26 protein-coding genes are annotated in these 24709 nt (G+C 72.3%); 2 read left to right on the top strand and 24 right to left on the bottom strand.

Annotated features, from left to right (window positions below; genetic code table 11):
* Positions 1 to 214: 214 nt before the first annotated feature.
* The 5 genes from ACSU6Z_RS21490 to rpsB all read right to left on the bottom strand — a co-directional run bounded on the left by ACSU6Z_RS21490 (position 215) and on the right by rpsB (position 5032).
* Complete coding sequence (locus ACSU6Z_RS21490; RefSeq protein WP_437047881.1) at positions 215 to 1432, bottom strand: phosphatidate cytidylyltransferase; 1218 nt, start codon at positions 1430 to 1432, stop codon at positions 215 to 217.
* Positions 1432 to 1989, bottom strand: coding sequence for a ribosome recycling factor (gene frr / locus ACSU6Z_RS21485; RefSeq protein WP_044388432.1), 558 nt, complete (start codon positions 1987 to 1989; stop codon positions 1432 to 1434). Before frr ends, ACSU6Z_RS21490 begins: the two co-directional genes overlap by 1 nt.
* 194 nt (positions 1990 to 2183) lie before the next feature.
* On the bottom strand, positions 2184 to 2942 hold the full coding sequence (gene pyrH, locus ACSU6Z_RS21480) for a UMP kinase (protein WP_437047879.1): 759 nt from the start codon (positions 2940 to 2942) through the stop codon (positions 2184 to 2186).
* Between the two features lie 196 nt (positions 2943 to 3138).
* Entirely contained in the window at positions 3139 to 3975 is an 837-nt protein-coding gene (gene tsf, locus ACSU6Z_RS21475) for a translation elongation factor Ts (RefSeq protein ID WP_437015856.1), read from the bottom strand.
* 193 nt (positions 3976 to 4168) lie between these two features.
* Entirely contained in the window at positions 4169 to 5032 is an 864-nt protein-coding gene (rpsB, locus tag ACSU6Z_RS21470) for a 30S ribosomal protein S2 (protein ID WP_358781019.1), read from the bottom strand.
* Between the two features lie 282 nt (positions 5033 to 5314).
* Here rpsB and ACSU6Z_RS21465 point away from each other — a divergent pair, with 282 nt between their 5' ends.
* Positions 5315 to 5911: a murein hydrolase activator EnvC family protein gene (locus ACSU6Z_RS21465; RefSeq protein ID WP_437047878.1), complete on the top strand. Its 597-nt coding sequence runs from the start codon at positions 5315 to 5317 to the stop codon at positions 5909 to 5911.
* A gap of 362 nt (positions 5912 to 6273) precedes the next feature.
* Here ACSU6Z_RS21465 and ACSU6Z_RS21460 read toward each other — a convergent pair whose 3' ends face one another.
* From ACSU6Z_RS21460 to ACSU6Z_RS21380, 17 genes are all read right to left on the bottom strand, one after another.
* Entirely contained in the window at positions 6274 to 6831 is a 558-nt protein-coding gene (locus ACSU6Z_RS21460; RefSeq protein ID WP_437023008.1) for a TetR/AcrR family transcriptional regulator, read from the bottom strand.
* A gap of 105 nt (positions 6832 to 6936) precedes the next feature.
* Positions 6937 to 7779: an RNA polymerase sigma factor WhiG gene (gene whiG / locus ACSU6Z_RS21455; protein WP_437047876.1), complete on the bottom strand. Its 843-nt coding sequence runs from the start codon at positions 7777 to 7779 to the stop codon at positions 6937 to 6939.
* A 272-nt stretch (positions 7780 to 8051) separates the two neighbouring features.
* A complete protein-coding gene (dprA, locus tag ACSU6Z_RS21450; RefSeq protein ID WP_437047874.1) occupies positions 8052 to 9212 on the bottom strand; it encodes a DNA-processing protein DprA in 1161 nt (386 codons plus the stop codon).
* On the bottom strand, positions 9209 to 10822 hold the full coding sequence (locus ACSU6Z_RS21445; RefSeq protein ID WP_437047872.1) for a YifB family Mg chelatase-like AAA ATPase: 1614 nt from the start codon (positions 10820 to 10822) through the stop codon (positions 9209 to 9211). Before ACSU6Z_RS21445 ends, dprA begins: the two co-directional genes overlap by 4 nt.
* The gene (locus tag ACSU6Z_RS21440) at positions 10822 to 11184 is read right to left on the bottom strand and encodes a YraN family protein (RefSeq protein WP_437047871.1); all 363 of its coding nucleotides are present in this window, start codon (positions 11182 to 11184) and stop codon (positions 10822 to 10824) included. Before ACSU6Z_RS21440 ends, ACSU6Z_RS21445 begins: the two co-directional genes overlap by 1 nt.
* 118 nt (positions 11185 to 11302) lie before the next feature.
* Complete coding sequence (locus tag ACSU6Z_RS21435; protein ID WP_018544766.1) at positions 11303 to 11611, bottom strand: DUF2469 domain-containing protein; 309 nt, start codon at positions 11609 to 11611, stop codon at positions 11303 to 11305.
* Positions 11612 to 11667: 56 nt separating this feature from the next.
* Positions 11668 to 12192 (bottom strand): NUDIX hydrolase, encoded by a 525-nt coding sequence (locus ACSU6Z_RS21430; RefSeq protein WP_437047870.1) that lies wholly within the window; start codon positions 12190 to 12192, stop codon positions 11668 to 11670.
* The gene (lepB, locus tag ACSU6Z_RS21425; protein WP_437047869.1) at positions 12182 to 12958 is read right to left on the bottom strand and encodes a signal peptidase I; all 777 of its coding nucleotides are present in this window, start codon (positions 12956 to 12958) and stop codon (positions 12182 to 12184) included. The genes ACSU6Z_RS21430 and lepB (ACSU6Z_RS21425) overlap by 11 nt, the downstream gene beginning before the upstream one ends.
* Positions 12959 to 13062: 104 nt before the next feature.
* On the bottom strand, positions 13063 to 13995 hold the full coding sequence (lepB, locus tag ACSU6Z_RS21420; protein ID WP_437047867.1) for a signal peptidase I: 933 nt from the start codon (positions 13993 to 13995) through the stop codon (positions 13063 to 13065).
* Positions 13928 to 15022: a signal peptidase I gene (lepB, locus tag ACSU6Z_RS21415; protein ID WP_437047865.1), complete on the bottom strand. Its 1095-nt coding sequence runs from the start codon at positions 15020 to 15022 to the stop codon at positions 13928 to 13930. Before lepB (ACSU6Z_RS21415) ends, lepB (ACSU6Z_RS21420) begins: the two co-directional genes overlap by 68 nt.
* Positions 15015 to 15740, bottom strand: coding sequence for a signal peptidase I (lepB, locus tag ACSU6Z_RS21410; protein ID WP_437047863.1), 726 nt, complete (start codon positions 15738 to 15740; stop codon positions 15015 to 15017). The genes lepB (ACSU6Z_RS21415) and lepB (ACSU6Z_RS21410) overlap by 8 nt, the downstream gene beginning before the upstream one ends.
* Positions 15741 to 15785: 45 nt before the next feature.
* Entirely contained in the window at positions 15786 to 16136 is a 351-nt protein-coding gene (gene rplS, locus ACSU6Z_RS21405; RefSeq protein ID WP_437047862.1) for a 50S ribosomal protein L19, read from the bottom strand.
* Positions 16137 to 16270: 134 nt separating this feature from the next.
* A complete protein-coding gene (trmD, locus tag ACSU6Z_RS21400; RefSeq protein ID WP_437047860.1) occupies positions 16271 to 17104 on the bottom strand; it encodes a tRNA (guanosine(37)-N1)-methyltransferase TrmD in 834 nt (277 codons plus the stop codon).
* Positions 17101 to 17646 (bottom strand): ribosome maturation factor RimM, encoded by a 546-nt coding sequence (rimM, locus tag ACSU6Z_RS21395; protein ID WP_437047858.1) that lies wholly within the window; start codon positions 17644 to 17646, stop codon positions 17101 to 17103. The genes trmD and rimM overlap by 4 nt, the downstream gene beginning before the upstream one ends.
* Positions 17647 to 17727: 81 nt before the next feature.
* Positions 17728 to 17967 carry an RNA-binding protein gene (locus ACSU6Z_RS21390; RefSeq protein WP_437047856.1) on the bottom strand — a complete coding sequence of 80 codons (240 nt, stop codon included), beginning with the start codon at positions 17965 to 17967 and terminating at the stop codon, positions 17728 to 17730.
* A 2-nt stretch (positions 17968 to 17969) separates the two neighbouring features.
* On the bottom strand, positions 17970 to 18398 hold the full coding sequence (rpsP, locus tag ACSU6Z_RS21385; RefSeq protein ID WP_437047855.1) for a 30S ribosomal protein S16: 429 nt from the start codon (positions 18396 to 18398) through the stop codon (positions 17970 to 17972).
* 219 nt (positions 18399 to 18617) lie between these two features.
* Complete coding sequence (locus tag ACSU6Z_RS21380; RefSeq protein WP_358781004.1) at positions 18618 to 19214, bottom strand: hypothetical protein; 597 nt, start codon at positions 19212 to 19214, stop codon at positions 18618 to 18620.
* Positions 19215 to 20101: 887 nt separating this feature from the next.
* On the opposite strand from ACSU6Z_RS21380, the gene ACSU6Z_RS21375 reads away from it, so the two are divergent.
* Complete coding sequence (locus ACSU6Z_RS21375; RefSeq protein ID WP_437047853.1) at positions 20102 to 20977, top strand: SAM-dependent methyltransferase; 876 nt, start codon at positions 20102 to 20104, stop codon at positions 20975 to 20977.
* Between the two features lie 27 nt (positions 20978 to 21004).
* On the opposite strand, the gene ftsH is transcribed toward ACSU6Z_RS21375, so the two are convergent.
* The gene (gene ftsH, locus ACSU6Z_RS21370) at positions 21005 to 22948 is read right to left on the bottom strand and encodes an ATP-dependent zinc metalloprotease FtsH (RefSeq protein ID WP_437047851.1); all 1944 of its coding nucleotides are present in this window, start codon (positions 22946 to 22948) and stop codon (positions 21005 to 21007) included.
* 112 nt (positions 22949 to 23060) lie between these two features.
* Complete coding sequence (ffh, locus tag ACSU6Z_RS21365; protein WP_437047849.1) at positions 23061 to 24617, bottom strand: signal recognition particle protein; 1557 nt, start codon at positions 24615 to 24617, stop codon at positions 23061 to 23063.
* Between the last annotated feature and the right edge of the window lie 92 nt (positions 24618 to 24709).

Here is a 24709-nt window from a genome sequence, read left to right as displayed (position 1 = left end):
GACCGGCACGGCGACGGCACTTGCGGTGACCGGTGCCGTGACCGGAGGGGTTTGCCGGGTGAGCCCTGCGAAATGATCGCGTCATGAGCGAGATCGTCTCGATGTCGGATCCGAATTCTCCGGGCCCGGGCGTGGTTTCTCCGGTGTCGCCGGACATGCGAAGCGGGGCCCGCCGTCCTGTGGACGACGGGCCCCGCACCGGGGAAGACGCAGGTCAGCTCGTACCCACGAACACCACCAGCAGCAACCACACCACCGGAGCCGTCGGCAGCAGCGAGTCCAGGCGGTCCATGATGCCGCCGTGGCCCGGCAGCAGCGAGCCCATGTCCTTGATGCCCAGGTCCCGCTTGATCATCGACTCGCCGAGGTCGCCGAGCGTGGCGCTGGCCGCGACCGCGAGGCCGAGCAGCAGACCCTGCCACCAGGAGCCGTCGTCGATCAGGAACTGCATGCACAGCGCGCCCGCGGCCATCGCGAACGTGACGGCCCCGAACAGGCCCTCACGGGTCTTGCCGGGGCTGATGCGGGGTGCGAGCTTCTTGCGGCCGAAGCGCCAGCCGACGGCGTACGCGCCGGTGTCGCTGACGACCGTCAGCAGCAGGAACGTCAGGACGCGGAACGGGCCGTCGTCCGCCGTCAGCATCAGGGCGACGAACGTGGCCAGGAACGGCACGTAGAAGGCGGCGAACACGCCCGCCGTGACGTCCTTCAGATAGTTCTCGGGCGGTTCCGTCATGCGCCAGACCAGCACCGCCAGCGCGGTCAGCGACATCGCCACCCAGGCGGCCTCGGGACCGCGCAGGTATCCGGCGACGACCATGGCCGCACCGCCGACGGCGAGCGGCACCAGGGGCACCCTGATGCCCTTGCGCTCGTCCAGCCGTTTGGTCAGCTCCCACAGGCCGACCACGACGGCGACCGCGATCACGCCGACGAAGACGGCCTTGACGATGAACAGGGACGCGACGATCACCGCTCCGAGCCCGACCGCGACCCCTATCGCGGCGCTCAGGTCGCGTCCCGCGCTCTTCTTCTGCGGCGCGGGTGCCGGCTGCGGGGCGTCGGGCATGGGCTCCGGATTCTGCGGCACGGCCCCCGAGGGCGGTGCCTGCGGCGTGTGGTGGGGCCACGACTGCGGCGTGCCGTACGGGTCCGGCCGCGGCGGCCCGTAGGGTCCCGGCCGCGGCGACCCGTACGGCCCCGGCGGCGGCCCGTCGCGGAACGAGGGGCCGCTCAGCCGAGCGGCCCCCCGGTCGTCATCCTGGTCTCCGCCGTGTTCGGGTACGTCGGGCACGATGGGCATGGGGCGAGTCTGCTGCGCTTGGTGCGCATCGTACGCGGGACCCGCCGGGGCTGCCCCCTGGGCGTGCCCCTGATCGGTGGGCCCCCAGTACCCGGCTTGCGGCGGCGCCCCCCAGGAAGAGTCGTTCATCAGACCTCGAGCAGCTCCGCTTCCTTGTGCTTCAGGAGCTCGTCCACCTGGGCGACGTACTTGGCGGTGGTGTCGTCGAGCTCCTTCTCCGCACGGCGGCCCTCGTCCTCGCCGACCTCACCGTCCTTGACCAGCTTGTCGATGGCGTCCTTGGCCTTGCGGCGCACGGAACGGATCGAGACCTTGGCGTCCTCGCCCTTGCCCTTGGCGACCTTGATGTACTCGCGGCGGCGCTCCTCGGTCAGCTCGGGGAACACCACGCGGATGATGTTGCCGTCGTTGCTCGGGTTGACGCCCAGGTCGGAGTCGCGGATCGCCTGCTCGATGTTGCGCAGGGCGCTCTTGTCGAACGGCGTCACCACGGCCATGCGCGGCTCGGGCACGGAGAACGAGGCCAGCTGGTTGATCGGCGTCGGCGCGCCGTAGTAGTCGGCCACGATCTTGTTGAACATCGCCGGGTGCGCACGGCCCGTGCGGATCGCGGCGAAGTCCTCCTTGGCGACCACGACGGCCTTCTCCATCTTCTCCTCGGCCTCGAGGAGGGTCTCTTCGATCACCACTTGCTCCTGCGTGTCTTGAGTAGGCCCGGCTGCGGTTCCTTGCGGGGGCGGCGGCCGGCTGCGTCGCGTCTTCTTCCTGCACGGTTCCCGACCGGCAGGACATTGTCCATCCCCCGGCCCGGCTCCGTCCCGTCCGTCCCCCGTACAGGTGGTGCGGACAGGCGCGGCCCCGGCCGGGGGCGGGTCCGAGGTCAGTCCCGGCTGCCCTCGTCACCCACCAGCGTGCCGATCTTCTCACCCTTGACGGCGCGGGCGATATTGCCCTCCTTCAAGAGCTCGAAGACCACGATGGGGAGCTTGTTGTCGCGGCAGAGGGTGATGGCGGTGGCGTCGGCGACCTTCAGGTCGCGGGTGATGACCTCGCCGTAGCCGAGCGCGTCGAACTTGACCGCGTCGGGGTTGGCCTTCGGGTCGGAGTCGTAGACCCCGTCGACGCCGTTCTTGCCCATCAGCAGCGCCTCGGCGTCGATCTCCAGGGCGCGCTGGGCGGCGGTGGTGTCGGTGGAGAAGTACGGCATGCCCATGCCCGCGCCGAAGATGACGACGCGGCCCTTCTCCAGGTGGCGCACGGCGCGCAGCGGAATGTACGGCTCGGCGACCTGGCCCATGGTGATGGCGGTCTGCACGCGGCAGTCGACGCCTTCCTTCTCCAGGAAGTCCTGCAGGGCGAGGCAGTTCATGACGGTGCCGAGCATGCCCATGTAGTCGGAGCGGGCGCGGTCCATGCCACGTACCTGGAGCTCCGCGCCGCGGAAGAAGTTGCCGCCGCCGATGACGATCGCGATCTGCGCGCCGTCCCGCACGACGGCCGCGATCTCGCGGGCGATGGCGTGCACCACGTCGGGGTCGACGCCCAGGCCGCCGCCGCCGGAGAAGGCCTCTCCGGACAGCTTCAGCAGAAACCGGCCGCGTACTTTGCCGTCATCGCTCTTGTCGGCCTTGGTGGTCATGGAGATCCCGCCTCTGTTACGTGTTGCACATGCGAAGAAGGCCATTGCCGGTGGGTGGTTCACATCCCATGCGCGGCAATGGCCTCCTCGTCAGATCTGCTGTCGTCCGCTGCCCGCGTGTGCGGATCGGCCTACGCGAACGCGCAGACGACCGCTGTCGACCCTACCGGGGTCGCGCGTCCGTCGCGGTGCGGACTCAGATGCCGACCTTGATGCGCGCGAAGCGCTTCAGGGTGACACCGGCCTCGTCCAGGACCTTCTGGACGGACTTCTTGTTGTCCAGCGCGTACGGCTGGCCGAGCAGCGTGGCGTCCTTGAAGAAGCCGTTGAGGCGACCCTCGACGATCTTCGGCAGGGCGGCCTCGGGCTTGCCCTCGGCGCGGGTGGTCTCCTCGGCGATGCGGCGCTCGGCCTCGACGACCTCGGCCGGGACGTCCTCCTTGGAGAGGTACTTCGGCGCGAAGGCGGCGATGTGCTGGGCGACGCCCTTGGCGACCTCGGCGTTCGGCTTGTCCAGCTCGACGAGGACACCGATCTGCGGGGGCAGGTCGGGCATCGTGCGGTGCATGTACGCGGTCACGAAGCCGTCGGCGAACTGCGCGAAGCGGTCCAGGACGATCTTCTCGCCGAGGTTGGCGTTGGCCTCGTCCACGAACGCCTGGACGGTCTTGCCGGGCTCGATCTCGGAACCGAGCAGCGCCTCGATGTCGGCCGGGGAGGTCTTGGCGACGTGCTCGGCGATGGCCTGGGCCACGGCCTGGAACTTGTCACCCTTGGCGACGAAGTCCGTCTCGCACTTCAGCTCGACCAGGACACCGGAGGAGTTGTCGTCGGCGATGATCGAGACGACGGCACCGTTCTCGGCGGAACGGCCCTCGCGCTTGGCGACGCCCTTCTGGCCCTTGATGCGGAGCGCCTCGACGGCCTTCTCGACGTTGCCCTCGGCCTCGTCCAGCGCCTTCTTGCAGTCCATCATGCCGGCGCCGGTGAGCTCACGAAGCTTCTTGACGTCGGCGGCGGTGTAGTTCGCCATGAGTCTGTGAATCTTTCTCGAAGTCTGGAAGATCGAAGATCTGCGGGTTGCGCGACCCATGGAGCCGGACCGCGCTGTCCTTCCGCCGACCTAAGGGTGAACGGCGGGAGCGGTGAGGGCATCTCCCCCGTCCCCGGGACGAGGGGGAATCATGTCACCGCTCCCGCCGTCACCACTGACGCTGACGGGTCGGTCAGGCCTGCTCGGCCTCGGCAGCCGGAGCCTCCGCGGCCGGGGCCTCGGCGGGAGCGGCCTCGGCCGGCTTCTCGGCCTCGGCGTCCTTCTTCTCGCCCTCGAGCAGGTCACGCTCCCACTCGGCGAGCGGCTCGCCCGCGGCCTTGTCGCCCTTGCCGGCCTCGGCGACGCCGGAGCGGGCCATCAGGCCCTCGGCGACGGCGTCGGCGATCACACGGGTGAGCAGGGTGACGGAGCGGATCGCGTCGTCGTTGCCCGGGATCTTGTAGTCGACCTCGTCGGGGTCGCAGTTGGTGTCGAGGATCGCGACGACCGGGATGTTGAGCTTCCGGGCCTCGCCGACGGCGATGTGCTCCTTCTTGGTGTCCACGATCCAGACGGCGCTGGGCACCTTCTGCATCTCGCGGATACCGCCGAGGGTCTTCTCCAGCTTGGCCTTCTCGCGCGAGAGGACCAGGAGCTCCTTCTTGGTCAGACCGGAGGACGCGACGTCCTCGAAGTCGATCTGCTCCAGCTCCTTCAGGCGCTGCAGGCGCTTGTAGACGGTCGAGAAGTTGGTGAGCATGCCGCCCAGCCAGCGCTGGTTGACGTAGGGCATGCCGACGCGGGTGGCCTGCTCGGCGATGGCCTCCTGCGCCTGCTTCTTCGTGCCGACGAACATGACCGTGCCGCCGTGGGCGACGGTCTCCTTGACGAACTCGTAGGCGCGGTCGATGTACGACAGCGACTGGAGCAGGTCGATGATGTAGATGCCGTTGCGCTCGGTGAAGATGAAGCGCTTCATCTTCGGGTTCCAACGGCGGGTCTGGTGACCGAAGTGGACGCCGCTCTCCAGCAGCTCCCGCATCGTGACGACGGCCATGGCCGTACTCTCCTTGAGTTCTCGGTTGTGCCGCGGGTGCCGGACGGCTCCCGCGCCTGACGCCCGCGGTGCGCCGTGCCGCGAAGGACCGAGGGGCGCTTGATACCGGGGGACCGACGCGTGCCGGCCCCGATACCGGGGCGTGCGAAGTCGACCCGGTGGCCCGGATCGCCACCAGAAGTGTACGGGACCCGCGGGGCACCGGGTGACGCCGCCGTCCACAACCGGCGAGTAGTCCACAGGTCCCGGCCGTCGTCGGCGGCGGTGCGGCAGGGTTCCCGCATGCGACTGAGGCGATGTGTGCACCCGTGGACGTGGCCGGTCCTCCTGGCGGCGCTGCTGCCGGTTCCCGCCCCGCCGCCGGGCCCGGCTCCGGCGGCGGCGGTCACGGCCGGCGGGCGGCCCGGCGGCCCGGCGGTACCGGCCGTGGGCCGCACCTGGCCGGTCGGCACCCGCCCCCCGATCCTGCGCGGCTGGGCACCTCCGCCCGGCCCGTACGCCCCCGGTCACCGCGGCGTGGACCTCGCCGCGCCACCGGGCGCCCCGGTGCGTGCGGTGGCTCCGGGCCGGGTGTCCTTCGCGGGCCGGGTGGCCGGGAAGGGCGTCGTCTCGCTGGAACTCGCGGGCACGGGCGACCCGCCCCTGCGGACGACGTACGAACCGGTCCGGGCGTCGGTGCGCGAGGGCGAGGAGGTGGCGGCGGGCGAGGTGATCGGCGCGGTGGAGCCGACGGGGTCCCACTGCGCGGCGCCGTGCCTGCACTGGGGCCTGCGCGGCGCCGGGACCTACCTGAACCCCCTGGCGCTGCTGCCGCCGTGGCTGCTGCGGACGGGCCCGTCGCGCCTGCTGCCGGTGCTGGGCGTGCCCCAGCCGCCGTGACGGCCGCCGCCTTCCGGCCCGGTCCAGGGCGGCCGGAGCAGGTGCGAGCGGGACCGCGCCGGGGCTCCACCGGCCGTGGCGCTGCCGGGCACGCTTCGTCCGTCACGGTGACCGGGGGAGGGGAGGGGAGGGCGGGGGCGGGGGCGGGGGGCTACCACCCCGCGCCGTGCGGCCGGGGCCGCACCCCCTTCGGCTGGGCCGGGCAGCGGCCCGCCCCGCGCAGCCGCCGGCAGGCACACCGGCGCATCCGGCGGCCGGGCACGCCCCCTGCGCGAGACCGGTGGGGCGCGCGGAGGCGGGCACGCCATGCAGGCGGGCACGTCGCGCCGGTGGCGAAGACGGCGCCACCCGGCGCCGCCCCGTCAGCCCCGTACGCCCCGCAGTGCCATCGAGACCGCCGCGTCCGTCACCGACTCCGGGTCCTCCGCGGCCCCCAGTTCGATGCGCCGCACCGCCGCGTCGACGACCCCTTGCAGCAGCATCGCCGCCAGCCGGGGCTGCGCGTGCCCCATCTCCCCCAGCGCCTCGACGATCATCGCGACCAGACCGCCGTGTGCCGCCCGGATCTTCTCCCTGGCCCCGGCGTCCAGTTCGCTCGCCGAGATCGCCACCACGGCCCGGTGCCGCCGGTCGCCGACGAGGTCGAGCTGCTTGCGCACATACGCCTCGACCTTGGCCTCCGGCCCGTCGACCGCGGCCATCGCCGCCTCCACCTCCGCCGCCCAGAGGGGGAAGTCGACCGCGCACAGCTCCTCGACGACCGCCGCACGCGACCGGAAGTACTCGTACACGGACGACCGGGCCAGCCCCGTGCGCTCCGCGAGGGCCGGGAAGGTCAGCGCCTCCGTCCCGCCCTCGGACAGCAGGGAGCGTGCCGCGTCCAGCAGGGCGGCACGCTGCATCGACCGGTGCTCGGCCACGGAGGCCGCTCGAATCCTTGGCACGCCGTCCACTTTACGGACGCGCCGCCGCGGGCGGGAGGCGCTCCCTCCCCACACGGCTGCCGTGCCGCGCCCGCGGGCGGGTCAGCGTCCGAATCCGGCCAGCTTCGCCCGCAGCTGCAGCACCGACTTGGTGTGGATCTGGCTCACCCGGCTCTCGGTCACGCCCAGCACGTTTCCGATCTCGGCGAGGGTGAGCCCTTCGTAGTAGTACAGCGTGACCACGGTCTTCTCCCGGTCGGGCAGCGTGTTGATGGCCCGCGCCAGCCACTGCCGCAGCTCCCGGTCCTCGGCCACCTCCACCGGGTTGTCGGCGGCGGTGTCCTCCAGGGTGTCCATCAGGCTCAGCCGGCCGCCGCCCTCGCCCCCGACGTGCAGCAACTCCTCCAGCGCCACCACGTTGGCCAGCGACAACTGGCTGAACACGGTGTGGAGTTCCTCGACGGCGATGCCCATCTCGGCGGCCACCTCGCCCTCCGTCGGGGTCCGCCGCAGCCGCGCCTCCAGCGTGGCGTAGGCCCGCTCGACGTTCCGCGCCTTCTGCCGCACGGAGCGCGGGATCCAGTCCAGCGCCCGCAGTTCGTCGATCATCGCGCCCCGGATGCGCGTGATCGCGTACGTCTCGAACTTGATCTCGCGGTCGATGTCGAATTTCTCGATCGCGTCGATCAGCCCGAACACCCCGGAGGAGACGAAATCCGCCTGCTCGACATTGGGCGGCAGCCCGACGCTGACCCGGCCCGCCACGTATTTCACGAGGGGCGAGTAGTGCAGGATCAGCTGCTCCCGCAGCCGCTCGTCCCCTGTCGCCTTGTACGACCGCCACAGCTCGTCGAGCGTCGAGGGGGCGGGCGGCCGCACGCTGCCACCGTCCCGGGCGGCTGGGGGGATCGCCGCCCGGTCGGACCCGGAGGTGTGCTGGGGCATTCGTCGCCTTGTGCCGTTCTGCCGTGAAGTGAGGTGCCTCGGTGACCTGTCGTCCCGGGCCCGCTTGCCGATCCGTGTGGGAGGGTTCTCGTGAGCGTAGCGTGACTGAGGCGTCGCGGTGCGCGAAGGGCGGAGGGGGAATTGTACGCCGATACGTTCCGCGGGACACCGCACCGGAGGCATGATGATCGCTCTGCGTGATCACACACCTGCCTCAACTGCGGTGATTCCCAAGGCTCTCGGTGTTCCCTCGGACGGCCGAACACGCTCGGTCAGCATGGCGGCCGACCGGCTCGACTGGACATCACGGCCTGGCGTGTCAACCTCCAGCCGTCGACGTGTCGTTCGACGTAACCGAGTGCTCGAAGCTCGTACAGTCTCGCGATCGCGTCGTCCTCCGTCGTCCGGGCGCCCCTCGCGATCTCGGACGGCGCCGCCGTCCGGCGCGCCGGCAGGGCGGCCAGGACCTGACGGGCGGGCACGGGCAGCAGGTCGGCGGGGAGCACCGGGCCGCGTCGCTCCGGGGCCAGCTCGCCCATCGCCCCGACCAGCTCGACGACGTCCGCGGCGTCGGTGACGAGGGTGGCGCCCCCGCGCAGCAGTTCGTGCACGCCCGCGGAGAGCCCGCTGGTGGCCGGGCCGGGCACGCCCATGGTGTGCCGGCCCAGGCGCTGGGCCGCCCGTGCCGTGGCCAGCGAGCCGCTGCGGTGCGCGGCCTCGACGACCACGGTGCCGCGGGTGAGCGCGGCGATCACCCGGTTGCGCAGGACGAACCTGCTCGGGGTCGGATGCTCACCCGGCGGCAGCTCCCCCACCACCAGCCCCTGGTCCGCGATCCTGCCGATCAGCCCGGCGTGTCCGCGTGGGTAGGGCCGGTCGACGCCGCAGGCGAGTACGGCGACGGTGGCGCCTCCCGCGCCGAGGGCCCCTCGGTGGGCGGCTCCGTCGACTCCGTAGGCGCCGCCGGAGACCACGACCCAGCCCCGTTCGGCGAGGCCGGCGGCGAGCGTGGCCGCCATGTGGGTGCCGTAGGCGGTACAGGCGCGGGCGCCGACGACGGCCACCGACCGCAGCGCCCACATCCGCAGGTCGGGCCGTCCGCGCACCCACAGCCCCAGGGGCCGGGCGTCCCCGAGGTCGTCGAGCTGTCCCGGCCATTCGACGGTGCCGGGACACACGAACCGCACGCCCGCCGCCCGGGCGGCGGCCAGGTCGCCGCCCGGATCGGCCCGCTCGGCCCGCGCCCGCAGCCCCGCCCAGCGCTTCGCGCTCACGCCCGGCAGGGCCGCCCCGTCCGCTCGCAACCGCCGGGCCACCTCCCGCACGCCGCGCTCCCGCACCCACCGCCCGCCGGTCTCGTCACCGGGCTCGAGGACCCGGGTGAGGAAGACGCGGTCGAGCAGCTCGGGGTCCACGCCGCCCCCGGCGGTCACGCCGGTGCCCCGATGGCCATGGGCACGCCTCGGGGCACGCCGGTCCGCAGCTGGAGCGCCAGGGCCACGTCCATGGCACCGGGCCGGTCGTGGCCGGCCAGGTCGGCGACGGTCCAGGCGACGCGGAGCACCCGGTCGAGGCCGCGGGCGGTCAGGACGCCCCGCTCCAGGCTCCGCTCCGCCTCGTCCATCGCCCCCGGCGCGGCCGGCCAGCGGTGGCGCAGCTCGCGCCCGGGGACCTCGCTGTTGCTGCGCCAGGGCGTGCCGGCCAGGCGTGCGCCGGCCCGTTCCCGGGCCGCCCGGACGCGTGCGGCGACGGTCGCGGTGGATTCGCCGGAGGTGCCGCGCGCCGCCAGTTCGGTGCGGGTGACGCGGTCGACCTCGACGCGCAGGTCGACCCGGTCCAGCAGCGGGCCGGAGAGCCTGGCCTGGTAGCGGCGGATCGCCGAGGGCGGGCACTCGCACAGGGTGTCCGTCCGCGAGAAGCGCCCGCAGGGGCAGGGGTTGGCGGCGAGCACCATGAGGAACTTCGCGGGGAACCGCACGACGCCCGCGCTGCGCGCGATGACGACGTGCCCGGCCTCCAGGGGCTGCCGCAGTGCGTCCAGGGCGTGGCTGCTGAACTCCGGCGTTTCATCCAAAAACAGAATGCCTCGGTGAGCGAGGGACACGGCACCGGGCCGGGCGACTCCGGGGCCGCCGCCGACCAGTGCCTGCATCGTGGCCGAGTGGTGCGGGGCGCAGTACGGGGCCGCGTCGATCAGCGGTTTGCCCGGCGGCAGCAGGCCCGCGACCGAGTGCACCGCCGTGACCTCCAGCGACTCCTCCCGGCCGAGCGGGGGCAGGAGCGCGGGGAGCCGCTCGGCGAGCATCGTCTTCCCGGCGCCCGGGGGGCCCTCCAGGAAGAGGTGGTGCCCGCCGGCCGCGGCGACCTCCACCGCCGTGCGCGCCGAGGTCTGGCCGACGACGTCGGCGAGGTCGTGGCCGTGGTCGGACTGCGCCGCTCCGACGAGGTGGATGCCCGCGCCGGGCACGCGCAGGCCGGCCGCCAGGGGATCGGGGCGGCCCCGTTCGCCCGGCTCCTCGTCGGGCACGGGCTCGTCCGCGAGGACGGCGATCAGCTGGCGGAGGGTGCGCACCCCCAGCACCGACACCCCGGGCACCAAGGACGCCTCCGCGGCGGCACACTCCGGCACGACCACCTGTTCGAAACCGGCGTCCGCCGCGGCCAGCACCGCCGGCAGGATGCCCCGGACCGGCCTGACCCGCCCGTCCAGGCCCAGCTCGCCGATCATCACGATGTCGGTGAGCACGCGGGGGTCGATCCGCTCGGCGGCGCCGAGGACGGCGCAGGCGACGGCGATGTCGAAGCCGCTGCCCGCCTTGGGCACCGACGCCGGGCTGAGGCCCACCGTGAGCTTCTTCTGGGGCCATTCGGCCCCGGAATTGACCACGGCGGCCCGCACCCGGTCCCGGCTCTCCGACAGGCTCTTGTCGGGCAGTCCCACCAGCGTGAACGCCGCGACGCCCGGTTCGAGGTCGGCCTGGACCTCGACGACCACGCCCTCGACCCCGATCAGGGCCACCGAGCACGTCCGCGCGAACCCCATCACGCCACCCCCCGCACGTGCTCGACGACCGGGGCTCCGCGCTCCGGCAGCACCACGCCGATCAGGTCGATCCGGGCGCCGCCGGGCGGCGCTCCGCCATGGGTCTGGATCCAGCGCTCGGCGAGCCGCCGCAGCCGCTCGGCCTTCACCGGGGTCACGGCGGCCATCGGATGCTCGAAGCGGCCGCCTCGGCGGGTCTTCACCTCACAGAAGACCAGGACGTCCCCGTCCCGGGCCACGATGTCGATCTCGCCGGCCCGGCCGCAGCGCCAGTTGCGCTCCAGGACCGTCATCCCGGCCTCGGACAGCCGCCGTGCGGCCAGGTCCTCGCCGTACCTGCCCAGCGCTCCTCGTGCGTTCATCTCGGCACCACCTCCGGTGCCTACGATGCGGGCGGGGCGACGAGCTGTCGGATCTCGGTGGACGGCCCGGCGGTTGTGGAGAACTCGCTCACCCCCACGGGTGACGGGCCGCCCGGTGTCACCCGCTCGGCAGCTCCAAGTCGCTCTTGTTGAGCTCCTCGATGTTCACGTCCTTGAACGTCAGTACACGTACCTGCTTCACGAACCGCGCCGGCCGGTACATGTCCCACACCCACGCGTCCGCCATGGTGACCTCAAAGAACACCTCGCCCTGGACCGAGTGGACCTGCATCTCGTAATCGTTGGTCAGATAGAAACGCCGCTCGGTCTCGATCACGTATTTGAACAGACCGACGACATCGCGGTACTCCCGGTAGAGCTTGAGCTCCATCTCGGTCTCGTACTTCTCGAGGTCCTCGGCGCTCATGGCATGTTCCCCTTCAGCCGTGCGATCCCACCATTGTGCGCCAGTCCCGTGAGCCCCTAGACGATTTCCGGGTCAAGGGTCACGGGCCGGGCCGGGGGACCTTCGTCGAGCAGCGTGCGCAGCAGCTCGGCAAGTCTGTTCGGATACACCGTCTCATGTGCCCGGGCCAGTTCCCGGTACGTCCACCAGCGCGTTCCCGCGACGCTGCGCCGTTCCAGCTCGGTCAGGCCCGCGGCCGCGGTCGCCGTCTGGGCCGTACGGGCCAGGTAGTACCACTCGTCCTGGTTCCAGCGGCGGCCCGCGAAGGGGAAGGAGCACCGGCGCCGCCACAGCACCGGGCCGAGCTCGACCTCGGTGATTCCGGTCTCCTCGGCCAGTTCCCGCAGGGCCGCCTGTTCCCGGGTCTCGTCGCCCTCCACGCCGCCGCCGGGCGTGAACCACCAGTCGTCGGCCGGATCGTCCGGCTCGTGACCGTGCAGCAGCAGGATGCGGTCCCGCGGGTCGAGCAGCACCACCCGGGCGACCCTGCGCAGCCCGCCCTCGCACGCGCCCCACCCCGCCCGCGTCGCCTCAGCGGGCACCGGTCGCCTCCGTCCCGGGCCGGGCGCGCGAGGCGGCGGCCCGCTGGGCGAGCGGTCCGTAGGCCGCGCCGCCGAAGATCAGCACCACGCCGGCGACCACCAGCGCCAGGACCGTCCGGATCGGGCCGGGCGAGGAGAGGGGGCCGAGCACCTCGAAGCCGGTCGCGGGCCGGAGCATGCCGTCCATGGGCCAGGCGACGGCGTCGACCCGCGCCTCGACGGCGTCGCTCGCGACGGTGCCGCGGGCCGTCTCGGTCAGGTGGGCGGTGGAGTCCAGGGAGGTGCCGCGCTCGTCACCGAGCAGGAACAGCCGTCCCCTCGGGACGGTCACGGCCGGGAAGGAGCCGTCCTCGGCCGCGGTTCCCTCGGGCAGGTAGGGCTCGTCGATCTTCTTTCCGTCGACCGTCAGCCTGCCGTCCCGGCAGCAGGCGACGGTGTCGCCGCCGACGGCGACCACACGCTTGACCACGGGGGCGTCGGCCCAGGTGGCGTCCCTGAAGACGACGACGTCACCGCGGCGGACGTCCTCCCCTCCGATGCGCTGCGCCAGGACCCGGTCACCGGCGTCGATGGTCGGCGACATCGAACCGGTCGGCACGGTGTACGGCCGGTAGACCACCGCTCCCCAGGCGAAGCCGCCGAGGAACAGCACCAGACCCAGCGCCACGGCCAGCCCGGACAACCGCTGCCCGGCCCTGCTGCCCGCCGGGCCCGTGGTGGCACCACCGCCGCGCGGTGCCGTGCGTGTCATGCTCTCGCCGCCCATGGATCCGCACCCTACCCGGCGGTACCCGGCAGGTCAGCCCTTCCCGGTGATCGGGGCTCGCCAGCGTACGGCCCGCCCTGCCCGGAGGGTCTCCGGGCAGGCCCTCAACGGGTCCCGGCAGGGGCGGTCCGCCGGCGGCGCCACAGCGCGACCGGTACGACGCCGGCGAGGGCGAGGCCCTGCGGCGCGACCGACAGGGCGCCGGCCATCGCGGGCGCGGCGTTCAGGCCGGGCTGGTCGAAGGTGTCCGGCACCGGCAGGGTGGACCAGCGGTTGACCGGCCAGGCGATCACGATGGCGCGGCCGACGACCTCGTCCACCGGAACCATGCCGTTGTGCCTGTCGGACCGGTTGTAGCGGGAGTCACGCGAGTTCTGGCGGTGGTCGCCCATGACCCAGATGTATCCCTTGGGGACCTCGACCTTGAACTGGCCGCCGTTGTCGTCGACGCTGCAGGACGTGTTGCCGGGGTAGACGAAGTCCTGGTCGTCCAGTGCCTTGCCGTTGACCCTGACCGGGCCGGCGCCCTTGCACTCGACCGTGTCGCCGCCGACGCCGATCACTCGCTTGATCAGGTCCTTCTCCTCGACGGACGGCATCAGGCCGATCCAGCTGAGGAAGCTCTGCAGGGGGTTGGGGTCGGCGGTCGGCTCGCCCGCCAGCCAGTCGTCGGGGTCGTGGAAGACCACGACCTCGCCGCGCTCGGGTTCGGAACCGAACCAGGGGGTGAGCTTGTCGACCAGGACCCGGTCGCCCTGCTGGAGGGTGTTCTGCATCGAGTCGGAGGGGATCGAGAACGCCTGCACCAGGAACGTCTTGATCAGCAGCGCCAGCACGAGCGCGACGCCGATCAGGATCGGCAGCTCCTTCCAGAAGGAACGCTGTTGCCTGGCCCCTTCGGGGGGCCGCGCTCCGCCCGGCCCCCGGTCCTCGTTTCCGCCGGTCTGTTCGCCCGTCACCCTGCCGTCCTCAGTCGTCGTCCCGGAGCCGCTCCCGGAGGTCGCGGTGGTGTCCGCGGCCGGGCCGGCCGCTTCCACCGGACGTCCGCGATGCTCCTCGCCGTCGTGTCCGGACCGTGCGCCGACCGCCGTATCCCCCACGCCAACTCCTCACTCTCTGCCGCCGCCTGCCCCATGCGCGGCGCAGGCCCACCACTCCCATAACGAGCGGGAGTTCCGCAGGGCTCGGGAGCTGGATCGTTCCGTTCGGATCGTCGGGGGCAACCCTATGCGACAGGCGTGGCGCGGCGGTCGACCCCGAGGCCGCGTCGGACACGGCCGCGTACGTCTCCGGCTCCCCCAGGGTGCTCCAGTGGCCGAACGGCCAGGCGATGACCACGGCCCGCCCGACCACTTGGTCCTCGGAGACCGTACCGCCGTACTCGCGGTCCTGGTGGGCGCGGGAGTCGGCCGAGTTGGACCGGTGGTCGCCCATCACCCACAACCGCCCCTCGGGGACCGTGACGTCGAACCGGATGGTGGAGGGGACGTCTCCGGGGTGGAGGTAACCCTCGTCCAGGGGGACGCCGTTGACGGTGATCCGCCCTTGCGCGTCGCAGCACCGGACACGGTCGCCGCCCACGCCGACCACCCGCTTGATGAGGTCCTTCTCGTCGTCGGAGGGCAGCAGGCCGATGGAGGTGAGGCCTTCCTTGACCTGCTTGACGACGGCCGGGGCGTCCTTCTGCGCGGTCTGCCCGCCCTGGAGCCAGCCGCCGGGGTCGCGGAAGACGACGACGTCCCCGCGCCGCGGTTCGGAACCGAACCAGGGGGTGAGCTTGTCTACCAGGACCCGGTCCCCGATCCGGATGGTCTGCTCCATGGAGCCCGAGGGGATCACGAAGGCCTGGACGAGGAAGGTCTTCAGCACCAGGGCGATGAGGACGGCGACGCCGACGAGGAGGGGCACCTCCTTCACCGCGCTGCGTCTGCGGCGCCGTTTGACCTTGCGCTGGAGCCTGCGCCGCTCGGCGCGGGTCCGGCCGCCGGGCCGCCTGCCGGCGGGCGGCGGGTCGCCCGCCGGGCCGCCGGAGGCGTCACGCCGGGGTCTGCCGCGGTTACCCATGGCCGCCCGCCCCCTCCCGCCCGGCGGGCACGCGCGCGTAGCCACCGGGACGGTCCAGGTGGGTGGCGTGGCCGAGGGGCCAGACGATCCAGTCGGCGCGGCCGATCACCTCGTCCACGGGGATCATGCCGCCGCCCGGCGACCCCAGGTGGTCCCGGGAGTCGCTGGAGTCGCTGCGGTGGTCACCGAGGACGAACAGCCTGCCGTCGGGCACGACGACGTCGAAGCGGACCGTGGAGGGGCTGTCCCCGGGGTACAGGAACTCCGACTCGTCGACCGGCTGTCCGTTCACCTCGATCCTCCCCTCGCCGTCGCAGCAGACCACGCGGTCCCCGCCCACCCCGACAACGCGTTTGATGTAGTCGCCGCGCCCGAAGTACCCGGTCCCGTCGAACACGACGACGTCGCCCCGCCCCGGCCGGTCCCCGAAACGGTAGGCCAGCTTGTTGACGAGCACGCGGTCGCCGATCCGCAGCCCGCGCTCCATGGATCCGCTGGGGATCCGGAACGGCTGCAGGACGTAGGTGAAGACCAGCAGCAGGCAGAGCAGCAGGACCAGCAGGGTCACGGTGATCCAGCCGCCGGGGACCCATTCCGTGACGCGGTCCGTCAACGCGAAACGCGACCGTCCCCCCCGCTCCTCCGGTTCCGAGGGGTCCTCGGCGTCGGAAGGGCGGGGGGAGCGGTCGCGCTCCGTCGGCTGTGCTTCGGTGTCCATCGGGGCCCGATGCTATCCGGCCCCGCTGTGAACCCCCGAGCGCGCTCAGCTCTCGCGCTTCTCCTTGATCTTCGCCGCCTTGCCGCGCAGCTCGCGCAGGTAGTACAGCTTGGCGCGACGCACGTCACCGCGGGTGACGAGCTCGATCTTCTCCACGATCGGGGTGTGCACCGGGAAGGTGCGCTCGACGCCGACGGAGAAGGAGACCTTGCGGACCGTGAAGGTCTCGCGCACGCCGGAACCCTGGCGGCGGATGACTACGCCCTTGAACTGCTGCACACGGGAGCGGTTGCCCTCGATGACGCGGACGTGGACGTTGACGGTGTCACCCGGGCGGAAGTCCGGGATGTCGCTGCGCAGCGACGCGGCGTCGACGGAGTCGAGCAGGTGAGACATTTCGTCTGCTTTCTTCGCTGATGCCACAGGTCATCAACGGGACTAGGTGGTTCGGATCGGGGCCGTGCGGGTCGGAGCGGGCGTCGTCTCCCCCTGTGGCAGGGGCGCACGCCGGACGGACGCACAGCAGCGGCCTATTCTTCCACGCCCGGAGTCCTGCGCCAAAATCGCCCGTACGGCTCCCCCGCCGGGTCCGGTTCCCAGCCCAGGATGGAGAGCATCTCGCGGTCCTTCTTGTCGAAGGTCTTCGGGTCGCAGCGCTCGATCAGGTCGGGCCGGTGGGCCGTGGTGCGCTTGAGGGCCTCGTCGCGGCGCCAGCGGGCGATCCTCCCGTGGTGGCCGCTGAGCAGCACCTCGGGGATGTCCCGGCCGCGCCACAGGGGCGGCTTGGTGTAGACGGGTCCCTCGAGGAGGTTGGCCATGGCGCCGGGGGCGAAGGAGTCGTCGCGGTGGGACTCGGCGTTGCCCAGGACGCCCGGCAGCAGCCGCGCCACCGCCTCGGTGACGACGAGGACGGCCGCCTCGCCGCCGGCGAGGACGTAGTCGCCGATGGAGACCTCGTAGACGGGCATGCGGGTGGCGTACTCGTCGACGACGCGCCGGTCGATGCCCTCGTAGCGGGCAGGCGTGAAGATCAGCCAGGGGCGCTCGGAGAGGTGGACGGCGAGTTCCTGGGTGAAGGGACGGCCGCTGGGGGTGGGCACGACGAGGGCGGGTTCGGCCGCGCCCGTCTCGTAACCGTCGGCCAGGACGGTGTCCAGCGCGTCGCCCCACGGCCCGGTCTTCATCACCATTCCGGGGCCGCCGCCGTAAGGGGTGTCGTCGACGGTGTTGTGCCGGTCGTACGTCCACGCGCGCAGGTCGTGGACGTGCACGTTCAACTGCCCGCGCGCGCGGGCCTTGCCGACGAGGGAGACGTTCAGCGGTTCCAGGTACTCGGGGAAGATCGTGACGACGTCGAGCCTCATGCGTTCTCGTCCCTCGACGAGGCGATCTCGGCCCGGTCGTCGATGAGGCCCGGCGGCGGGGTGATGACGGCCCGCTGTTCCTCGAGGTCGATCTCGGTGACGATCTCCGCCACGAACGGCACGAAGACCTCGCTGCCGTCGGGGCGCTCCACCACGAACAGGTCCTGGGAGGGCAGGTGGGAGATCTCGGTGATCCGGCCGACCTCCGTCCCGTCCTCGGTGACGACGTCGAGGTCGATCAGCTGGTGGTCGTAGTACTCGTCCTCCTCCTCGGGCAGTTCCTCGGGGTCCACCTCGGCGATCAGGAGGGTGTTGCGCAGGGCCTCGGCGGCGTTGCGGTCGCGCACGCCCTCGAAGCGCAGCAGGAGGCGGCCGCTGTGGACGCGGCCCGTCTCGATGGTCAGCGGCCCGGCCGAGGCGGGGTCGGTGGCCAGGACGGCGCCGGGGGCGAGCCGCAGTTCCGGCTCGTCGGTACGGACCTCGACGGTGACCTCGCCCTTGATGCCGTGGGCGCGGCCGATGCGAGCGACTACCAGCTGCACTTGTGTGAATCTCCTGTCATACGACTACGGGCCGGGGACGGCCCTGTGGCCCTCCCCGGCCCGAGCCGGTTGCGATAAGCGTCAGCGGACGTTGTCCGCGTCGACCAGGTCGACGCGGACGCCGCGGCCGCCGATGGCGCCCACGACGGTGCGCAGAGCGCGTGCGGTGCGGCCGTTGCGGCCGATCACCTTTCCGAGGTCGTCCGGGTGGACCCGGACCTCGAGCACACGTCCACGGCGCAGGTTGCGCGAGGCGACCTGCACATCGTCAGGGTTGTCGACGATGCCCCTCACGAGGTGCTCGAGAGCCTCCTCGAGCATGCTCAGGCCTCGGTCGACTCAGCCGAAGAAGACTCGGTCGCAGCCTCGTCCTTCTTCTCGGCCTTCTTCTTCGGGGTGATGGCCTCGCCCTTGCCCTCGTCCTCGCCGCCGATCGCCTCGAACGACGGGCGCGCCGGCTTCTCGGCCGGCTGCAGCAGCGGAGCCGGGGCGGGCTCGCCCTTGAACTTCTGCCAGTCGCCGGTCTTCTTCAGGATGGCGAGCACGGGCTCGGTGGGCTGGGCGCCGACGGAGAGCCAGTACGCCACGCGCTCGCTGTCGACCTCCATCACCGACGGGTTGTACGTCGGGTGGTACTTGCCGATCTCCTCGATGGCCCGGCCGTCACGGCGGGTACGGGAGTCGGCGACGACGATGCGGTAGTGAGGCGAACGGATCTTGCCCAGACGCTTCAGCTTGATCTTGACTGCCACGGGAGTGGGTTCTCCTGGAATTGACGTGGTTGGGCACGGCGAGAGAGCCGCGTGGGGTTGCGGTACCCGAGTGCCCGATGGACGCGTCAGCCGGAGGAGAGAGGGGTCCTATGCGGCTGTCGAGTACAGCTAGCCATTCTGCCACACCTGGCGGACCGCCTCCGGCCCGGGGGCACCGGACCGGAGGCACGGACGCGGCCGCCGCGCGCAGCTCCGCCCTCAGCCCGCCGCCGCGCCCACGACCTCCGGGATCCGGAACGGCTTCCCGCAGCCGCCGCACACGATCGGGGCCTGGGCCAGCACGGACGGGACGACCCGTACGTTGCGGCCGCAGTCACAGACCGCCTTCACGCGCACGCCGCCGCCGGAGGAGCCGTGGCGGGCGGCCGGGCCGCGGAAGGTGCGGGCGGAGTCGGCCGCGGTCGCCGCGGAGTGGGCCTTCAGGGCGCGCTGGAGGCGCTCGATGGTCGGACGGTAGCGGCGCTTCGCCTCGGGGGTGAGCGTGACCAGCGAGAAACCGCTGCTCGGGTGCGGCTCCTCGGGGTGGTCCAGGCCCAGCTCCTCGGCGATCGCGAGGAATCTGCGGTTGTGGTACCGGCCGGCGCGGGAGGTGTCGCGTACGCCGCGCGCCGCGGCGATGCCGTGGACTGCCTCATGGAGCAGTCGTTCGAAGGAGAGCGTGTGCCCGCAGGCGGACGACGACTCTCCGATCAGGGACTCGGGCGCGGCAAGATCGGGCAGCTCGGGGTGGTGCCGCTGAATGTCGGCCCACGCCTGCGCCAGCTCTGCGGCGAGAACAGGTGGTGTCGTGCTCACGTAACGGCAACGAGCCTGGGTACCGCTGTGTTCCTATTCCGGGGCATCTCAAATATTTTGCTCGTACCCGTCAGTTGCCACCGATGCGCGCCGACGAGGGCGGGTGCGCCGATCTGCGGAGAAGCCGCACAGCTCGTACCAAGGTGGTGCGTAGCCCGCCGTACGCGCCCGCGTGCAGCGCGTGTCCACGCGCCGGGACGTGCGCGATGCGCCGGCGCGCAAGGAGCGTTTCGGTCGCGTGTGCGCCGGAGGACACCGTCCCGGCTGACGCGCGCGCCGACGGCGACGTTACCGGGCGGGGCGTCGGCGTCCGGCACCGGCCCGCCCCCGACGGCCGGACGCCGTGCGGTCACCGCGGGCCCGGCCGGCCGTCGCCCGCGGCCCGCTGCCGGTCGGCCGGGTTCGCGGACCTTGGCCGGAACCGCCTCGCCGCCCCTCACGGCGGGACCGGGGACGTCGGCCGCGAAACCGGCGCACGCGTCCCGCCGGAGGCGCCCACCGCCTCGACGCGGGCGTCCGTTTCCCGCCGCGTTCGCTCCCCCGGCCCGCACCCGTACGGCCGGATCGCCGTGGTGCCGCGTGCCGGGCCGCCGCCGGCCGGTCCGGCCCCGGCGTCCGGTTGCCGGCGCCGGCGCGGGGGGTGGTCGGTCCTGGGCGCGGGAACGGGCGCCCCGGCCGGAGCGCGCCGGCGCGGGCCCAGGTTGCGGGAAGGTGAAATCTCGCCACGCACCCGCCGATTACGCAAACCGGCCCCCTCGACCACTGGACGTGACGGCGAGCCCGGAGTTTCCTGGCATACGGGGAGTGCGGGCGCACTGCACGGGGGCCACCGACAACAGGGCACAGCGGCAACTTGCGAGAACTCTCGGCGATTGGGGCGCTTTCCTATGACACCTACGCTCGTGCGGCGGCACCCATCTCACGCGGGGGTGGCGCCCGGCGTGGACCTGCGGGCACGCGCGCGTGACTGGTCCGAGATCCAGGAGCGGATGCTCGTACCGCTCTACGAGGCCGTCTACGAGCGACTGGACGTGGGAGCCGGCACCCGGCTGCTGGGGCTGGGCTGCGGTTCCGGACTGGCGCTGCTGCTGGCCGCCTCCCGGGGCGCCGCGGTCACCGGCGTCGACTCCCGCGCACCGGAACGGCTGGCCCTCGCCCGGGAGCGGCTGCTGCCCGGGACGGCGGGGACGGAGCACACGCGCGCGCGTGCGGACACCCGGATCGTCCAGGGCTCGCCCCGGGACGTGGACGACCCGGACGACGCCGGCCGTACCGCGTACACCCTGGTGACCGCCTTCGAGCCCATCGGGTGCCTGGCCGGCGACTCGGAGGGGCTGGGAGAACTGCTCGCGCAGGCGACGCCGCTCGCCGAGCGGGGGGCGCCGGTGGTGCTGGCCGGCTGGGGTCCGCCGGAGCGCTGCACCACATCGTCCGTGCTACGGGTGGCCACCAAGCTGGCCGATCCGCTGCGCAGCGCGCGCAGCTGGCGGCCGGCGCTGCGCGACGACCTGGAGGAGGTCGCCCAGCGCGCGGGCCTCAGGCCGGACGGCTCGGGACGGGTGGCCTGCCCCTTCGGGTACGCCGACGTCGCCAGCGCGGTGCGGGGCCTGCTGTCGACGGGGCTGTTCGACGCGGCGGTCACCGCGACCGACCAGGAGCAGGTGGACAAGGAGCTGGCGGAGGCGCTGCACGCGTACCGGCGCGAGGACGGGACGGTGTGGATGCCGAACGTGTTCCGGTACCTGATCGCCCGCGTGCCGTGACGAACGCCGGGACGCGGCGCGGGACCGTCAGGTCCCCGGAGCGTCCTTGCGCAGGCGCGTGATCCCGGCGATCCGGTAGGCCTCCGCCTCGTCCAGCGTCTCGTTCGCGAGCAGCGCCCGGGCCAGCGCGTCCAGCTGCCCGCGGTGGTCGCGCAGCTTGCGGCAGGCCTCCTCGTAGCACTCGTCGACGATCCGCCGCATCTCGCCGTCGATCGCGTCGAGGGTCTGCGGGGCGGCGGCGAGCCCGTAGGTCTGCTGGGCGTCGTTCGGGAGGGCGGAGAGGCGGCCGACGCGTTCGCTCATGCCCCAGCGGGCGACCATGCCGCGGACGATCCGGGTGACCTGTTCCAGGTCGTTCTCGGAGCCTGTGGTGACGACGCCGTAGACGACGTGCTCGGCCGCCATGCCGCCGAGCGCCCCGATGACGCGTCCGCGCAGGTACTCCTCGGTGTACGCGTACTTGTCCGAGTCCGGCGTCGACAGGGTCACGCCGAGCGCGCGCCCGCGCGGGACGATGGTGATCTTGCGGACGGGGTCGGCGCCCGGCTGGAGCATGCCGAGCAGGGCGTGGCCGCTCTCGTGGTAGGCGGTGCGCCGGCGTTCCTCCTCGGGCATGACCAGCGCGCGTTCGGCGCCCAGCTGGACCTTCTCCAAGGCGTCGGACAGCTCCGCCTGCGTCACGTGCCGCTGCTTGCGCTTGACGGCGAGGAGGGCGGCCTCGTTGGCGAGGTTGGCGAGCTCGGCGCCGGTCATGCCGGGGGTGGTGCGGGCGACCTGTGCGAGGTCGACGTCGGGGGCGAGCGGGATGTCACGGGTGTGGATGCGCAGGATCGCCTCCCGGCCGCCCCGGTCCGGCGGGGAGACGCTGACGACCCGGTCGAAGCGGCCGGGGCGGGTCAGGGCGGGGTCGAGGATGTCGGCGCGGTTGGTGGCGGCGATGACGATGACGCCCTCGGCGCCGGAGAAGCCGTCCATCTCGGTGAGGATCTGGTTCAGCGTCTGCTCGCGCTCGTCGTGGCCGCCCATGCCGGAGCCGCCGCCGCGGGCCCGGCCGATGGTGTCGATCTCGTCGATGAAGATGATCGACGGCGCCACCTTGCGCGCTTCCGCGAACAGCTCCCGCACCCGGGAGGCCCCGACGCCCACGATCATCTCGATGAACTCGGAGGCGGACGCCGAGAAGAACGGCACCTCCGCCTCACCGGCCACCGCGCGCGCCAGGAGGGTCTTGCCGGTACCGGGCGGGCCGGACAGCAGGACGCCACGGGGCATCTTGGCTCCCATGCGGCGGTAGGCGTCGGGGTTCCTCAGGAAGTCGACGACGTCGTTGAGCTCGCCCTCCACCTCGTCGATGCCGGCCACGTCCGCGAACGTGGTGCGCCCGCGGCCCGGCTCCAGCTCCACCGGTTTGGGCGGCGCCTTGCGGCCGAGCATGCCGCCGGCGCCCCCCATCGCCCCGCGCATCCGCCGGGCGATGACGATCCACAGGACGACCAGCAGCAGCATCGGCGCCAGCGAGATCAGCAGGTTGGCGAGGAAGCCGCGCTGCTGCACGACCGGTTCGGCGGTGACGGTGACGCGGTGCCGGGTCAGGTCCTCCCAGAGCCGGTCGTCGGCGAAGGCCGGGCGCTGGGTCCGGAACATGGTGTAGGTGCCGTCGCCATCGGGATCGTCCCGGGCCTTCCTGAGCTGGCCCTGGATGGCGTCGCCCTTGCTGTAGATCTTGCTGACGTTGCCGGCGTCGACCTGCCTGCTGAACTCGGTGTAGGAGATCGTCGGCTCGTCGCCCCCGTCGAGGAAGGACAGCACGAGGTTGGTGACGAGGTAGACGACCAGCGCGGCGGCGACCAGGCTCCACCAGCCGCGGCGCACGCGCCGCCCGCCGGGCGGCGGCTTCTGCGGCTCCTCGGGCGTGCCCTCGGTCCGCCAGGGCGGTTCCGGGGCGTTGCGCGGCGGGGAGGTGTCGGCCATATCCGGACGCTACGACAGGAACGCCGCGCGGGCACGCGTGGATACGTCATACGGCACCGGGGGCGCCCCGATGCGAGGGGTGCCCCCGGTGCCGTACGCGCGGGCCGGTCCGTCAGCCCATGAACTTCTTGAACTCGTCCGGCAGCTCGAAGTCCTGGGGGCCCTGCTGGGGCAGCCCGAGGGCACCGCCGTTCTGCGCGGCGGCGGCGCGGCGGGCGGCGGCCTCCTGCTCCTGCTGCTTGCGCTTCATCGGGTTCCCGGAGCGCTGCTTGCCCTTGGCCTTCTTCTGCTGCTTCTTCGCCCGGCCGGGCCCGCCCCCCATGCCCGGAATGCCGGGCATACCAGGCATGCCGGGCATTCCACCCTGGGCCATGCGGGACATCATCTTGCGGGCCTCGAAGAACCGCTCGACCAGGTTCTTCACCGCGCTGACCTCGACGCCGGAGCCCTTGGCGATGCGGGCGCGGCGCGAGCCGTTGATGATCGTCGGGTCCTGGCGCTCGGCCGGGGTCATCGACTTGATGATGGCGGCCGTGCGGTCGACGTCCCGCTCGTCGATGTTGTTGATCTGGTCCTTGATCTGGCCCATGCCGGGGAGCATGCCGAGCAGCTTGCTGATGCTGCCCATCTTCCGGACCTGCTCCATCTGGGCCAGGAAGTCGTCCAGGGTGAAGTCCTGGCCCTTCTTGGACGCCAGCTTGGAGGCCATCTTGGCGGCCTCTTCCTGGCTGAACGTCTTCTCCGCCTGCTCGATCAGGGTGAGCAGGTCACCCATGTCGAGGATGCGGGAGGCCATGCGGTCCGGGTGGAAGGCGTCGAAGTCGTCGAGCTTCTCGCCGTTCGACGCGAACATGATCGGCTTGCCGGTGATCTGCCGGATCGACAGGGCGGCGCCACCGCGGGCGTCGCCGTCGAGCTTGGAGAGCACCACGCCGTCGAAGCCGACGCCGTCGCGGAAGGCCTCGGCGGTGTTGACCGCGTCCTGGCCGATCATCGCGTCGACGACGAAGAGGATCTCGTCCGGCCGGACCGCGTCCCGGATCTCCGCGGCCTGCTGCATCATCTCCTGGTCGATGCCCAGGCGGCCGGCGGTGTCGACGATGACGATGTCGTGGACCTTGGCCTTCGCGAACTCGACGGAGTCCTTGGCGACCTTGACCGGGTCGCCGACGCCGTTGCCCGGCTCGGGCGCGTAGACGGCGACGCCGGCGCGCTCGGCGACCACGCTGAGCTGATTCACGGCGTTGGGGCGCTGGAGGTCGCAGGCGACCAGCAGCGGCGAGTGGCCCTGCTCCTTGAGCCACCGGCCCAGCTTGCCCGCGAGGGTGGTCTTACCGGCGCCCTGGAGGCCGGCGAGCATGATCACGGTGGGCGGCTGCTTGGCGAAGCGCAGGCGCCGGGTCTCCCCGCCGAGGATGGTGACGAGCTCGTCGTTGACGATCTTGAGGACCTGCTGGGCCGGGTTCAGCGCCTTGGAGACCTCGGCACCCAGGGCCCGTTCCTTGACGTTCTTGATGAACGTCCGGACGACCGGCAGGGCCACGTCCGCCTCGAGGAGCGCGATGCGGATCTCGCGCGCGGTGGCGTCGATGTCCGCTTCGGACAGCCGCCCCTTGCCACGCAGGCTCTTGAAAGTCGCTGACAGGCGATCGGAGAGAGTGTCGAACACGGCGCTCGCGGTCCTCGGGGTCGGTGACGGCTGGTGAATCGCCCTCCAGGGTATCCCGGCTCCACACCACCGGGTCACGGTCGTGCCGGACT

Source organism: Streptomyces sp. enrichment culture (assembly GCF_964273145.1).
In the GTDB taxonomy this organism is placed as follows: domain Bacteria; phylum Actinomycetota; class Actinomycetes; order Streptomycetales; family Streptomycetaceae; genus Streptomyces.
This window is presented reverse-complemented; position numbering and strand designations above follow the sequence as displayed.

Coding starts and splice junctions, on each gene's coding strand:
- ACSU6Z_RS21490 (WP_437047881.1), bottom strand. CDS start 1,432: ATGAACGACTCTTCCTGGGGGGCGCCGCCGCAAGCCGGGTACTGGGGG.
- pyrH (WP_437047879.1), bottom strand. CDS start 2,942: ATGACCACCAAGGCCGACAAGAGCGATGACGGCAAAGTACGCGGCCGG.
- tsf (WP_437015856.1), bottom strand. CDS start 3,975: ATGGCGAACTACACCGCCGCCGACGTCAAGAAGCTTCGTGAGCTCACC.
- rpsB (WP_358781019.1), bottom strand. CDS start 5,032: ATGGCCGTCGTCACGATGCGGGAGCTGCTGGAGAGCGGCGTCCACTTC.
- ACSU6Z_RS21465 (WP_437047878.1), top strand. CDS start 5,315: ATGCGACTGAGGCGATGTGTGCACCCGTGGACGTGGCCGGTCCTCCTG.
- whiG (WP_437047876.1), bottom strand. CDS start 7,779: ATGCCCCAGCACACCTCCGGGTCCGACCGGGCGGCGATCCCCCCAGCC.
- ACSU6Z_RS21445 (WP_437047872.1), bottom strand. CDS start 10,822: ATGGGGTTCGCGCGGACGTGCTCGGTGGCCCTGATCGGGGTCGAGGGC.
- ACSU6Z_RS21440 (WP_437047871.1), bottom strand. CDS start 11,184: ATGAACGCACGAGGAGCGCTGGGCAGGTACGGCGAGGACCTGGCCGCA.
- ACSU6Z_RS21435 (WP_018544766.1), bottom strand. CDS start 11,611: ATGAGCGCCGAGGACCTCGAGAAGTACGAGACCGAGATGGAGCTCAAG.
- lepB (WP_437047869.1), bottom strand. CDS start 12,958: ATGGGCGGCGAGAGCATGACACGCACGGCACCGCGCGGCGGTGGTGCC.
- lepB (WP_437047865.1), bottom strand. CDS start 15,022: ATGGGTAACCGCGGCAGACCCCGGCGTGACGCCTCCGGCGGCCCGGCG.
- lepB (WP_437047863.1), bottom strand. CDS start 15,740: ATGGACACCGAAGCACAGCCGACGGAGCGCGACCGCTCCCCCCGCCCT.
- rplS (WP_437047862.1), bottom strand. CDS start 16,136: ATGTCTCACCTGCTCGACTCCGTCGACGCCGCGTCGCTGCGCAGCGAC.
- trmD (WP_437047860.1), bottom strand. CDS start 17,104: ATGAGGCTCGACGTCGTCACGATCTTCCCCGAGTACCTGGAACCGCTG.
- ACSU6Z_RS21390 (WP_437047856.1), bottom strand. CDS start 17,967: ATGCTCGAGGAGGCTCTCGAGCACCTCGTGAGGGGCATCGTCGACAAC.
- ACSU6Z_RS21375 (WP_437047853.1), top strand. CDS start 20,102: ATGACACCTACGCTCGTGCGGCGGCACCCATCTCACGCGGGGGTGGCG.
- ftsH (WP_437047851.1), bottom strand. CDS start 22,948: ATGGCCGACACCTCCCCGCCGCGCAACGCCCCGGAACCGCCCTGGCGG.